The organism is Pseudomonas pharyngis, from assembly GCF_021602345.1.
Classification (GTDB): domain Bacteria; phylum Pseudomonadota; class Gammaproteobacteria; order Pseudomonadales; family Pseudomonadaceae; genus Aquipseudomonas; species Aquipseudomonas pharyngis.
Map to the genome: position 1 here is coordinate 67,683 of NZ_BQID01000007.1, position 12,775 is coordinate 80,457.

Sequence of the window (12,775 nt, forward strand, 5' to 3'; positions counted from 1 at the left end):
ACACAAACCCAAAACTAATGTGGGAGCGGGCTTGCTCGCGAAAGCGGTGAGTCAGTCAAAATATATGTCGACTGATACGGCGCATTCGCGAGCAAGCCCGCTCCCACAGGGGGTTCTCTGGTGCAGCAGAAAACCGGTGTTACAGGTCGCCGTAACCCAGCGAACGCAGCGCGCGCTCGTCATCAGACCAGCCGCCCTTCACCTTGACCCACAGGTTGAGCATGATCTTGGAGTCGAACAGCAGCTCCATGTCCTTGCGCGCCTCGGTGCCGATGCGCTTGATGCGCTCGCCCTTGTCGCCAATGATGATTTTCTTCTGGCCGTCGCGCTCGACGAGGATCAGCGCATGGATGTGCAGCGTCGCACCCTGCTGCTTGAACTCTTCGATTTCCACGGTGATCTGGTACGGCAGCTCGGCGCCGAGCTGGCGCATGATCTTCTCGCGCACCAGTTCGGCGGCGAGGAAGCGGCTGCTGCGGTCGGTGATCTGGTCTTCCGGGAAGAAGTGATCGTTCTCCGGCAGATGGTCGGCGATGACCTTTTCCAGGGCGTCGAGGTTGTGCCCGTGTTGCGCCGAGATCGGAATGATCTGCGCGTTCGGCAGCTGTTCCTGCAACCACGAAAGGTGCGGCATCAGCTCGGCCTTGTCTTCGATGCGGTCGGTCTTGTTCAGTGCGACGATCAACGGGCCGGTCACGTACTGCACGCGCTCAAGCACCATCTGGTCTTCTTCGGTCCACTTGGTGCGGTCGACCACGAAGATCACCACGTCGACGTCTTTCAACGCCGCCGAAGCGGTCTTGTTCATATAGCGGTTCAGGGCTTTTTCGCCACCCTTGTGCATGCCGGGGGTGTCGACGTAGATCGCCTGCACATCGCCCTCGGTCTTGATCCCGAGCATGTTGTGGCGAGTGGTCTGCGGCTTGCGCGAGGTGATCGCCAGCTTCTGGCCGAGGATGTGGTTCAGCAGCGTGGACTTGCCCACGTTGGGACGGCCGACGATGGCAACATAGCCACAGCGCGTTGCGTTTGTATCAGTCATTGCCATTCTCCACACCCAGGGCAATCAGTGCTGCGGCGGCCGCTACCTGTTCGGCAATGCGACGGCTCACACCCTGACCCCGGCTTTTTTCATTCAATAGGACAACTTCGCACTCGACGAAGAAGGTACGGCAGTGCGGCTCGCCCTGGATATCCACCACTTCATAACGCGGCAATTCGCAGCCGCGCGATTGCAGGAATTCCTGCAGGCGGGTCTTCGGATCCTTGTTGGTATCGACCAGCGTCAGGCCTTCGAACTCGCCGGCCAGCCAGGCCAGTACACGTTCGCGGGCGACTTCCATGCCGGCGTCGAGATAGATCGCACCGATCAATGCTTCAAGGGCGTCGGCCAGAATCGACTCGCGACGGAAACCGCCGCTCTTCAACTCGCCGGACCCCAGACGCAGGTAATCGCCCAGATCGAAACCGCGGGCCAGCACCGCCAGCGTCTCACCTTTTACCAGCCGTGCGCGCAAACGCGACAACTGGCCTTCGCGCGCCAGCGGGAAACGGTCGAACAAGGCTTCGCCGGCAACAAAATTGAGGATCGCATCGCCGAGGAATTCCAAACGCTCGTTATTGCGTCCGGCAAAGCTGCGGTGCGTAAGGGCCAGGACCATCAGTTCCTGGTCCTTGAAGGTGTAACCGAGCTGACGCTCGAGACGGCTTAGAGAAACGCTCACGGTTTACCCACGCTGAGTTCGTGGCTGGATTCCACTGCCATCGCCGGGATACGGCGCAGGCCTGGGACAATTAACGCTGTGTTCAAAAATGACGTCCTGAATATCGTGGCTTCATGCCCCGGAGCCGGTTGTGCCGACGCCAGAAATGCATTCGGCGCTGTGGTCAACAGCGCCGTGTTTGTTTACTTGATCAGGCCGACCCGCGAGAAGTTCGGCAGGTGGCTGAGTTTCGGTTCCGGCCAGCTCATCCAGACCGCGAAGGCCTTGCCGACGATGTTCTGGTCGGGAACCATGCCCAGCAGATCCTTGGGAATGTTCGGATCATCCCAGTAGCGACTGTCGTTCGAATTGTCGCGGTTGTCGCCCATCATGAAGTAGTGCCCGGCCGGCACGGTCCAGGTATGGTCCGGCGTGGCGCGGTAGCGGCTCATTTCCTTGCGGATCAGGTGCTCGGCGGCGCCGAGTTTTTCCTTGTAGAGTTCCGCGCTGCCCAGCGTACCCGGCTCGGAGCCGACCAGTTGCTCGGCAATCGACTCGCCGTTGACGAACAGGCGCTTGTCGGCGGTGTACCGCACGGTATCGCCCGGCAGACCGACTACACGCTTGATGTAGTTGACGTTGGGGTCGCTCGGGTAGCGGAACACCATCACATCGCCGCGCTGCGGGTCACCGACTTCGATGATCTTCTTGTCGATCACCGGCAAACGGATCCCGTAGGAAAACTTGTTCACCAGAATGAAGTCGCCGACGTCCAGGGTCGGTTTCATCGAGCCGGACGGAATCTGGAACGGTTCCACCAGGAACGAACGCAGCACCAGCACGATGAACAGCACCGGGAAGAACGACTTGCCGTACTCGACCAGCAGCGGTTCCTTGTTCAGCTTCTCGACCACCACCACGTCAGGCTGGCTGACGCTGCCCTGATAGGAGGCGATGGCGGCACGCCGACGCGGTGCCAGGATCAACAGATCGAGCAACGCCAACAGACCGCAGACGAACACGGCAATGACCAGCAACAGCGGGAAATTTAGTGACATAGGACCTGACTATTCCAACCTGAGCACGGCGAGGAAGGCTTCTTGTGGAATTTCCACGTTGCCGACCTGTTTCATGCGTTTCTTACCGGCCTTCTGCTTCTCAAGCAGTTTTTTCTTACGGCTGACGTCGCCGCCGTAGCACTTGGCCAATACGTTCTTTCTGAGTGCCTTGACGGTTGTCCGGGCGACGATCTGACCGCCAATGGCAGCCTGGATGGCCACGTCGAACATCTGACGAGGAATCAGTTCTTTCATCTTCTCGGTCAACTGGCGACCTTTGAAGTGCGAATTGTCACGGTGCACGATCAGCGCCAGAGCGTCGACCTTGTCGCCGTTGATCAGCACGTCCAGTTTCACCAGATTAGCCGATTGGTAACGATCGAAATGGTAGTCCAGCGAAGCATAGCCGCGGCTGGTGGATTTCAGACGATCGAAGAAGTCCAGCACCACTTCGTTCATCGGCAGGTCGTAGGTCACTTGCACCTGATTGCCGAGGAACAGCATGTCGACCTGCACACCGCGTTTCTCGATGCACAGAGTGATGACGTTGCCCAGATGCTCCTGCGGTACCAGGATGTTGGCGCGCACGATCGGCTCGCGCATGTCTTCGATCGACGAGACGTCCGGCAGCTTCGACGGGTTGTCGACGTAAATCGTTTCACCGGTTTTCAGCACCAGTTCGAAGATTACCGTCGGCGCCGTGGTGATCAGGTCCAGGTCGTATTCGCGCTCCAGGCGCTCCTGGATGATTTCCATGTGCAGCATGCCGAGGAAGCCGCAACGGAAGCCGAAGCCCAGCGCGTCGGAGCTTTCCGGCGTGTATTGCAGCGACGAGTCGTTCAGGGTCAGTTTCTGCAGCGCTTCGCGGAAGTCCTCGAAGTCGTCGGAACTGACCGGGAACAGACCGGCGTAAACCTGTGGCTGGATGCGCTTGAAGCCTGGCAGTACCGGAACGTCCGGAGTGGAGCTCAGGGTCAGGGTGTCACCGACCGGCGCACCGTGAATGTCCTTGATGCTCGCGATGATGAAGCCCACTTCGCCGGCCTTCAGGTCAGCGGTGGCGGTGTGTTTCGGGTTGAACACGCCAACGCTGTCGACCAGATGCACCTTGCCGGTGGACTTCACCAGAATCTTGTCGCCCTTCTTCACGCGGCCATGACGCACACGCACCAGGGAGACAACACCCAGGTAGTTGTCGAACCAGGAGTCGATGATCAACGCTTGCAGCGGATCTTCGATGTTGCCGGTCGGCGCAGGAATGGTAGCGACCAGACGCTCGAGCACTTCGTCGACACCCAGGCCGGTCTTGGCGCTGCAGGTGACGGCGTCGGTGGCGTCGATGCCGATGATCTTCTCGATCTCGTCCTTTACGCGGTCAGGCTCGGCCTGTGGAAGGTCGATCTTGTTCAGGACCGGCATGACCTCGAGGCCCTGCTCGATGGCGGTGTAGCAGTTGGCCACGGACTGGGCTTCAACGCCCTGCCCCGCATCGACCACCAGCAACGCACCTTCACAGGCCGCCAGGGAACGGCTGACTTCGTAGGTGAAGTCGACGTGGCCCGGGGTGTCAATGAAGTTCAGCTGGTAGGTGACGCCGTCTTTGGCCTTGTAATAGAGGGTAACGCTGTGGGCCTTGATGGTGATCCCGCGTTCGCGCTCCAGATCCATGGAATCCAGTACCTGGGCTTCCATTTCACGCTCGGCCAGGCCACCGCACATCTGGATGAAACGGTCAGCCAGCGTCGACTTGCCATGGTCAATGTGGGCGATGATGGAGAAATTGCGGATATGACTCAAATCACTCACGGATCAACACTCAAAAAGGCTGCAGGCTTGGCCCGCCGAAAAATAGCCGGGAATTGTACCTGATACACGGCGCAAGCGTCACGTTCGCCTGTCACCCGGATTGCATGCAAAAACGCCCCGGTCTGTCGACCGAGGCGTTTTCAAGGCTAAAGCGTGGGTGAAACCTTGTTCATCAACCGGCTCGGCGCAACAGCCAGACACCTGCCAGCGCACACACGCCAGCCGGCACCAGCACCGCGAACAGCGGCGAGAAGCCGAACACCAGACTGGATGGGCCCAGCAGATCCTGAACGATGCGGAAGGTGAAGCCCACCAACACACCGGTGAACACCCGCTGACCGAGGGTCACCGAACGCAGCGGACCAAAGATGAAGGAGATCGCCATCAGCACCAGCGCGGCGGTCACCAGCGGCTGCAACACCTTGACCCAAAATGCCAGCCAGTAACGACCGTTGCTCAGGCCCTGATCGGCCAGATAGTGAATGTAACCCCACAGGCCGGTGATCGACAGCGACTCCGGCGCCATCACCACGGTGCTCAGCAGTTGCGGGCTCAGGGAGACATCCCAGCGCTCGACCGGCGTATTGACCACTTCGGTGCTGCGCTCGTGGAATTTGGTGGTGGTCACGTCGGTGAGCTGCCAGTGATCGGTGTCGAACTCGGCGCGCTTGGCGAAGCTCGAGCTCAGCAGATGGCGCTCCTTGTCGAAGTGATAGCGGGTCACGCCGTACAGACGACCGTTGGGTTGCACGGAGTTGATGTGAATGAACTCCTCGCCCTGACGGTGCCACATGCCATGCTTGGCGCTCTGCGCGTCGCCGCTGCCTTGCGCCAGCGAGCGGTTGGCCTGAGCCATGCTTTCGGTGGCCGGTGCCACGTACTCGCCGATCAGCACGCCGGCCAGCATCAGCACCAGCATTGGCTTCATCACCGCCCAGACGATGCGCCCGATGGACACACCGGCGGCGCGCATCACGGTCAGCTCACTGCTGCTCGCCAGACTGCCGAGGCCGATCAGGCAGCCGATCAGCGCCGCCATCGGCAGCATGTCGTACATACGCCGCGGTGCGGTCAGGAGCACGAAGCTCAGGACATCGACCAGGGTATAGGTATCACTGACGTCGCCCATCTCGTCGATGAACGCAAACAAGGTGGCCAGGCCGAGAATGATTGCCAGCACTGCGATGATCGCCATGAACACGCTGCTGCCGATATAGCGGTCGAGTTTAACCACGGGCCACCTCCAGCGCTGCACTGCGACGGCTGGCCAGCTTCAGGCGCAGAGGTTCCCAGTACAGCAGGCCGAGACCGATGACCAGGAAGATCGCGTGCACCCACCACAAGCCGAGCGCAGGTGGAATCTTGCCTTTCTCGAGGGCGCCGCGGGCGGCAATCAGGATGGTCAGGTAAGCCATATAAAGAAGAATCGCCGGCAGCAGCTTGAGGAAACGCCCCTGACGCGGGTTGACCCGCGACAGCGGCACCGCCATCAGGGTCACGATGAATACCAGCAACGGCAGCGACAGACGCCATTGCAGTTCGGTTTTCGAGCGAATGTCGTCGCTGCCCAGCAGGGACGAAGTCGGCATGGCGTCACGGTCGGTGACTTCCTCGCTGACATCCGGCTTGGGCAGCAGTACGCCGTAGGTTTCGTAGTGGATGGCGCGGTAGTTGGCCTGACCCGGGCTGCCGTCGTAGCGGTAGCCATTGTCGAGGATCAAGTAGCGGTTGCCGTCGGGACGCACTTCCTGACGGCCCTTTTCCGCCACCAGCACGGAAATCCCGCGATCTTTCTGGTTGGCGCCGAGGTTCTTCTGCGAAATGAACACGCTGCCAAGGTTGACCCGATCGTCGCTCAGGGTTTCGGTGTAGGTCACCCGCGTACCGTCGCGCAGGGCCTGGAAGCGGCCGGGCTCGAGGGTGTCGAATTCGGTCAGGGCGTCCTGTTTGTTCAGCAGCAGCTGGAACTGGTTGGCGCCTTGCGGGGCCAGGCTCAGGCTCAGCCACGCCACCACCAGTGCCACCAGGGTGGCCGGGAACAGGGTCATGCGAAACAGACGCTGCTGGCTCATGCCGGTGGCCGAGAGCACGGTCATCTCGCTTTCCAGGTACAACCGGCCGTACGCCAGCAGGATCCCGAGAAACAGGCCCAGTGGCAGGATCAGTTGCAGGAAGCCCGGCAGACGGAAGCCCATGATCAGGAACAGTGATCCCGGATCGAGCTGGCCCGCAGCGGCCTGGGCAAGGTATTTGATGAAGCGACCGCTCATGATGATGACCAGCAGCACGGCGCTTACCGCACTCAGGGTCAACAGGACTTCGCGGGACAGATAACGGAAGACGATCAAACCAGACACTCCAGGGTTGTCAGGCTAAGGCGGCCAAACAAGCAAACGTATCGACGGGCCCGCAAGGCAGAGCCGTCGAAAAAAGATGCGGCATTATCCTGTGATTGAGGGCGCCTGTCACTGCGCACACTCACGCAAGCATGCAATCCGTTGAAGATCGTACAACCGAGGGTTGTCAGGCGCGGTGAGCGAGGTTCAAACTGCCGCCTCTGTCGCAGGCACTGGCCTGCGCCTCTTCTCTCTATAAGCAGGCGACGGCGGACACGTCGAACGCCTGCGTGTTGACCATTCATTCAGGGATCCGGACATGGAACTGGTTGTAAAAAGCGTTAGCCCAGAAACGTTGAAAACCGCCACCCTGGTGGTTGCCGTCGGCGAAGGCCGCAAACTCGGCGTTGCCGCCAAACAGGTCGACGAACTGAGCGGCGGCGCCATCAGCGCCGTGCTCAAGCGTGGCGACCTGGCCGGCAAGGTCGGCCAGAGCCTGTTGCTGCACAGCCTGCCGAACCTGAAAGCCGAACGCGTGCTGCTGGTCGGCGTGGGCAAGGATGAAGAACTGGGCGACCGTCCGTTCCGCAAGATCGTCGCCGGCATCCTCAACACGCTTAAAGGCCTGGGTGGCAGCGACGCCGTGCTGGCGCTCGATGAAATCATCGTCAAGAACCGCGACAGCTACGGCAAGACCCGTCTGCTGGCCGAAACCCTGGTCGATGGCGAATACACCTTCGACCAGTTCAAGAGCCAGAAAGCCGAACCGCGCGCCCTGAAGAAAATTACCCTGCTGACCATCAAGGCCGCTCAGGCCGAAGTGCAACGCGCCGTGAACCACGCCACCGCGATCGCCAACGGCATGGCATTCACCCGTAACCTGGGCAACCTGCCGCCGAACATCTGCCACCCGACCTTCCTCGGCGAACAGGCCAAAAACCTCGGTAAAGAGTTCAAGGATCTGAAAGTCGAAGTCCTCGACGAGAAGAAGATCAAATCCCTGGGCATGGGTTCGTTCTACGCCGTCGGCCAGGGCAGCGCCCAGCCGCCGCGCCTGATCGTCATGCAATACAACGGCGGCAAGAAATCCGAGAAGCCGTACGCGCTGGTCGGTAAAGGCATCACCTTCGACACCGGCGGCATCAGCCTGAAGCCGGGCGCCGGCATGGACGAGATGAAGTACGACATGGGTGGCGCCGCCAGCGTGTTCGGTACCCTGCGCGCCGTGCTGGAACTGAAGCTGCCGATCAATCTGGTGTGCATCCTGGCTTGCGCCGAGAACATGCCGAGCGGCACCGCTTCGCGTCCGGGCGACATCGTCACCACCATGAGTGGCCAGACCGTGGAAATCCTCAACACCGACGCCGAAGGCCGTCTGGTGCTGTGCGACGCCCTGACCTACTCCGAGCGCTTCAAGCCGCAGGCGGTGATCGACATCGCCACCCTGACCGGTGCCTGCGTCGTTGCGCTGGGCGCCCACACGTCGGGCCTGCTGGGCAACAACGACGAGTTGATCGAGCAACTGCTGAGCGCCGGCAAGGCTGCCGACGACCGCGCCTGGCAATTGCCGCTGTTCGACGAGTACCAGGAGCAACTGGACAGCCCGTTCGCCGACATCGCCAACATCGGCGGTCCGAAGGCCGGCACCATCACCGCCGCGTGCTTCCTGTCGCGCTTCACCAAGAACCTGAACTGGGCGCACCTGGACATCGCCGGCACCGCCTGGACCAGCGGCGGCAAGGACAAGGGCGCCACTGGCCGTCCGGTTCCGTTGCTGACTCAATACCTGCTGGATCGCGCCAAAGCCTGAAACCGATGAACCTGGGCGGCGCTGCCTTCGGGCGGCGCCGTTCAAGGCTCAGGAACCGCAATGACCAAAGTCGACTTTTATATCCTGCCCAGTGCCGATCCTTCGGCGCGTCTGGATTTTGCCTGCAAGCTCACTGACAAGGCTTGGCGCATGGGCCATCGCATCTACCTGCATTGCAGCGATGCCGCCCAGCGTGATGATCTCGATGCGCGACTGTGGGCGTTCAAGGGCGAAACCTTCGTGCCTCACGGCCCGGCTGAGAGCGAACCGGAAGGTTTGATCGTGTTGGGATTGGGCGAGGACTGTGGCCAACACACGGATCTGCTGGTCAACCTCGACCTGAAAGTCCCGGTTTTCGCCAACAAATTCGCCCGGGTGGCGGAGGTTGTGGTGGAAGATCCGGCGATCCGCACTGCGGCGCGGGAGAGTTTCCGTTTCTACCGCGAACAGGGCTATCCTCTGCAAGACCACCGTTTACAGCGACTCTGAGTACGCCGATGGACACTCCAAAACCGCTGCAAAAACCCGCGCATCTGCTGGATGACCTTGAGTCCATCCGCCAGTTGCTCGGCGATGACAACCTGCAACCGCCGCTCTTGACCGACACGGTCGATGATGGCGAACAGGAACAGATTCCGATGTTGTTCGATTCGGTCGACAACACACCGCAAGCCGTCGAGGCTGCACCCGCGCCGACGCCTGCCGCGCAGCCTGCCGCTGCGCCTGTGGATAAAGGTCCCGACGCTATCCTGCACCTGGACAGCGAACTGCGCGCTGCTGCGCAATTGATCATGCAGGACGTGATCGACGATTTCGCGCCGCACATCGAAACCGAAATCAAACGTCGCCTTGAGGCGCGGATGGAACGGCTTCTCGGCCAGTACGAATAATTCCCTGATCTCCTGTGGGAGCTGCCCTGCCAGCGATAGCATCACCGCGCCTTTCCTGAAAAACCGCGGCGCCTGCATCGCTGGCAAGCCAGCTCCCACATTTAAGCCTCCACCCGGCCCGCCCCGCTCGCCCTGCGCCCCTTGCCCCGCTATACTTCCCGGCTTTTCCTGAATAAATGCCAATAGGGTCCCGCCGCGCATGGATAAGACCTACCAGCCGCACGCCATTGAAACTTCCTGGTACAACACCTGGGAGTCCGAGAACTACTTCGCCCCGCAAGGCGCGGGCGACTCCTACACCATCATGATCCCGCCGCCGAACGTCACCGGCAGCCTGCACATGGGACACGGTTTCAACAACGCGATCATGGACGCCCTGATCCGTTTCCGCCGCATGCAGGGTCGCAATACCCTGTGGCAGCCGGGCACCGACCACGCTGGTATCGCCACGCAGATGCTGGTGGAGCGTCAACTCGAAGCCCAGGGCCAGAACCGCCACGATCTGGGCCGCGAAAAATTCCTCGAGAAAGTCTGGGAATGGAAGGATCAGTCCGGCGGCAACATCAGCCGTCAGATCCGCCGTCTCGGCTCGTCCGTGGACTGGAGCCGCGAGCGCTTCACCATGGACGACGGCCTCTCGGAAGCCGTTAAGGAAGCCTTCGTGCGCCTGCACGAAGACGGTCTGATCTATCGCGGCAAGCGTCTGGTCAACTGGGACACCAAACTGCACACGGCGATTTCCGACCTCGAAGTGGAAAACCACGACGAGAAAGGTTTCCTGTGGAATCTGAAATACCCGCTGGCCGACGGCGCGAAAACCGCTGAAGGCAACGATTTCCTGATCGTCGCGACCACCCGTCCGGAAACCATGCTCGGCGACTCCGCCGTCGCGGTGAACCCGAACGACGAGCGCTACAAAGCCCTGATCGGCAAATTTGTCGAGCTGCCGCTGGTCGGCCGCCGCATTCCGATCATCGCCGACGATTACTGCGATCCTGAATTCGGCACCGGCTGCGTGAAAATCACCCCGGCCCACGATTTCAACGACTACGAAGTCGGCAAGCGCCACAACCTGCCGCTGCTGAACATCTTCGACAAGAACGCCAACGTGCTGCCGGCAGCGCAGGTGTTCAACCTCGACGGCACGCTGAACGACAGCATCGACGGCAAGATTCCGGCCGAGTACGCCGGTCTCGAGCGTTTCGAAGCGCGCAAGCAGATCGTTGCCGCGTTCGACGCCGCCGGCCTGCTGGTCAGCGTCGACGACCACAACCTGAAAGTGCCGAAAGGCGACCGCTCCGGCACCGTCATCGAGCCGTGGCTGACCGACCAGTGGTACGTGTCCACCAAACCGCTGGCCGAGCCTGCGATTGCTGCCGTTGAAGATGGTCGCATCCAGTTCGTGCCGAAGCAGTACGAAAACATGTACTTCTCGTGGATGCGCGACATCCAGGACTGGTGCATCAGCCGTCAGCTGTGGTGGGGCCACCGGATTCCGGCCTGGTACGACGAGTCGGGCAAGGTCTACGTCGGTCGCGACGAAGCCGAAGTACGTGCCAAGCACAACCTCGGCCCGGACGTTGCGCTGCAACAGGACAACGACGTTCTCGACACCTGGTTCAGTTCGGGCCTGTGGACCTTCTCCACCCTGGGCTGGCCGGAAAAGACCGAGTTCCTGAAGAAATTCCACTCCACCGACGTGCTGGTCACCGGTTTCGACATCATTTTCTTCTGGGTTGCCCGGATGATCATGCTGACGATGCACCTGATCAAGAACGAGGACGGCACGCCGCAGGTTCCGTTCAAGACCGTTTACGTGCACGGTCTGGTGCGTGATGGCCAGGGCCAGAAGATGTCCAAGTCCAAGGGCAACGTCCTGGACCCGCTGGACATCATCGACGGTATCGAGCTCGAAACCCTGGTGCAGAAACGCACTTCCGGTCTGATGCAGCCGAAACTGGCGAAGAAGATCGAGAAGCAGACCCGCGACGAGTTCGCCGACGGCATCGCCAGCTACGGCACCGACGCCCTGCGCTTCACCTTCTGCTCGCTGGCCTCGACCGGTCGCGACATCAAGTTCGACATGGGCCGCGTCGAAGGCTATCGCAACTTCTGCAACAAAATCTGGAACGCCGCGCGTTATGTTCTGGACAAGGGCGAAGACTGCGGCCAGAACGGCGAAGCCTACGAGCTGTCGCTGGCGGATCGCTGGATCATCTCGCAACTGCAACGCACCGAAGCCGAAGTGACCCGTCAACTGGATCAGTTCCGTTTCGACCTGGCGGCGCAAGCCTTGTACGAGTTCATCTGGAACCAGTACTGCGACTGGTACCTGGAACTGTCCAAGCCAGTGCTGTGGGACGAAAACGCACCGATCGAGCGTCAGCGCGGCACCCGTCGCACACTGGTTCGAGTACTGGAAGTGGCGCTGCGTCTGGCGCATCCGTTCATGCCGTTCATCACTGAAGAAATCTGGCAGCGCATCGCGCCGCTGGCCGGCATTCAGGGCAAGACGATCATGCTGCAACCTTGGCCGGTGGCCAACGAAGAGCGCATCGATCCGGCGGCCGAAGACGACATCGAATGGCTCAAGGGCCTGATGCTCGGCACGCGTAACATCCGTGGCGAAATGAACATCGGCCCGGGCAAGCCACTGCCGATCTACCTGAAAAACGTCACCGCTGAAGACCAGCGCCGCCTGACCGAGAACGAAGCGCTGCTGAAGAAGCTGGCGCGTCTGGAATCGATCACCGTACTGGCCGCCGGCGAAGAAGCGCCGCTGTCCGCGACCGCGCTGGTTGGCGAGATGGAAGTGCTGGTGCCGATGGCCGGCCTGATCGACAAGAACGCCGAACTGGCGCGTCTGGACAAGGAAATCCTGCGTCTGCAAGGCGAAGTCCAGCGGGTTGGCGGCAAACTGTCCAACGCCGGTTTCGTTGACAAGGCCCCGGCCGAAGTCATCGAGAAGGAGCGCGCCAAACTGGCCGAGGCTGAACAGGCCTTGGGCAAACTGGCCGAGCAGCACGCGCGGATTGCCAGCCTGTAACGGCGTATCGCACTGAAAAGGGAGGCCCGCAACGGCCTCCCTTTTTTGTGCCCGGCACTTTTCCGGCCAACAACACGGCTCCCTGTGGGACAATGGCCGCCACTTTCAGCCCTACCCGAATCGACC

Annotated in this window: 10 protein-coding genes; 4 read left to right on the forward strand and 6 right to left on the reverse strand. The window is 61.0% G+C overall.

Going from position 1 to position 12,775, the window contains the following annotated elements; genetic code table 11:
* Positions 1 to 139 precede the first annotated feature (139 nt).
* The 6 genes from era to lptF form a co-directional block, all read right to left on the reverse strand.
* The gene (gene era, locus L6D74_RS15775) at positions 140 to 1,042 is read right to left on the reverse strand and encodes a GTPase Era (protein ID WP_039769512.1); all 903 of its coding nucleotides are present in this window, start codon (positions 1,040 to 1,042) and stop codon (positions 140 to 142) included.
* A complete protein-coding gene (rnc, locus tag L6D74_RS15780; protein ID WP_011332589.1) occupies positions 1,035 to 1,724 on the reverse strand; it encodes a ribonuclease III in 690 nt (229 codons plus the stop codon). Before rnc ends, era begins: the two co-directional genes overlap by 8 nt.
* Positions 1,725 to 1,906: 182 nt before the next feature.
* A complete protein-coding gene (gene lepB / locus L6D74_RS15785; RefSeq protein ID WP_064382430.1) occupies positions 1,907 to 2,761 on the reverse strand; it encodes a signal peptidase I in 855 nt (284 codons plus the stop codon).
* Positions 2,762 to 2,770: 9 nt separating this feature from the next.
* Complete coding sequence (lepA, locus tag L6D74_RS15790) at positions 2,771 to 4,567, reverse strand: translation elongation factor 4 (protein ID WP_039769508.1); 1,797 nt, start codon at positions 4,565 to 4,567, stop codon at positions 2,771 to 2,773.
* Between the two features lie 172 nt (positions 4,568 to 4,739).
* A complete protein-coding gene (lptG, locus tag L6D74_RS15795; RefSeq protein ID WP_007957365.1) occupies positions 4,740 to 5,801 on the reverse strand; it encodes an LPS export ABC transporter permease LptG in 1,062 nt (353 codons plus the stop codon).
* Positions 5,794 to 6,915: an LPS export ABC transporter permease LptF gene (gene lptF / locus L6D74_RS15800; RefSeq protein ID WP_064593584.1), complete on the reverse strand. Its 1,122-nt coding sequence runs from the start codon at positions 6,913 to 6,915 to the stop codon at positions 5,794 to 5,796. Before lptF ends, lptG begins: the two co-directional genes overlap by 8 nt.
* Positions 6,916 to 7,222: 307 nt before the next feature.
* Here lptF and L6D74_RS15805 point away from each other — a divergent pair, with 307 nt between their 5' ends.
* From L6D74_RS15805 to L6D74_RS15820, 4 genes are all read left to right on the forward strand, one after another.
* Positions 7,223 to 8,713 carry a leucyl aminopeptidase gene (locus L6D74_RS15805; protein ID WP_007957362.1) on the forward strand — a complete coding sequence of 497 codons (1,491 nt, stop codon included), beginning with the start codon at positions 7,223 to 7,225 and terminating at the stop codon, positions 8,711 to 8,713.
* 60 nt (positions 8,714 to 8,773) lie between these two features.
* Complete coding sequence (locus tag L6D74_RS15810; RefSeq protein ID WP_236189739.1) at positions 8,774 to 9,202, forward strand: DNA polymerase III subunit chi; 429 nt, start codon at positions 8,774 to 8,776, stop codon at positions 9,200 to 9,202.
* Positions 9,203 to 9,210: 8 nt separating this feature from the next.
* Entirely contained in the window at positions 9,211 to 9,603 is a 393-nt protein-coding gene (locus L6D74_RS15815) for a DNA polymerase III subunit chi (protein ID WP_236189740.1), read from the forward strand.
* A 199-nt stretch (positions 9,604 to 9,802) separates the two neighbouring features.
* Positions 9,803 to 12,649, forward strand: a complete 2,847-nt coding sequence (locus L6D74_RS15820) for a valine--tRNA ligase (protein WP_236189741.1) — start codon at positions 9,803 to 9,805, stop codon at positions 12,647 to 12,649.
* The last annotated feature ends 126 nt before the right edge of the window (positions 12,650 to 12,775 follow it).

Coding starts and splice junctions, on each gene's coding strand:
- L6D74_RS15810 (WP_236189739.1), top strand. CDS start 8,774: ATGACCAAAGTCGACTTTTATATCCTGCCCAGTGCCGATCCTTCGGCG.
- L6D74_RS15815 (WP_236189740.1), top strand. CDS start 9,211: ATGGACACTCCAAAACCGCTGCAAAAACCCGCGCATCTGCTGGATGAC.
- L6D74_RS15805 (WP_007957362.1), top strand. CDS start 7,223: ATGGAACTGGTTGTAAAAAGCGTTAGCCCAGAAACGTTGAAAACCGCC.
- lepB (WP_064382430.1), bottom strand. CDS start 2,761: ATGTCACTAAATTTCCCGCTGTTGCTGGTCATTGCCGTGTTCGTCTGC.
- L6D74_RS15820 (WP_236189741.1), top strand. CDS start 9,803: ATGGATAAGACCTACCAGCCGCACGCCATTGAAACTTCCTGGTACAAC.
- era (WP_039769512.1), bottom strand. CDS start 1,042: ATGACTGATACAAACGCAACGCGCTGTGGCTATGTTGCCATCGTCGGC.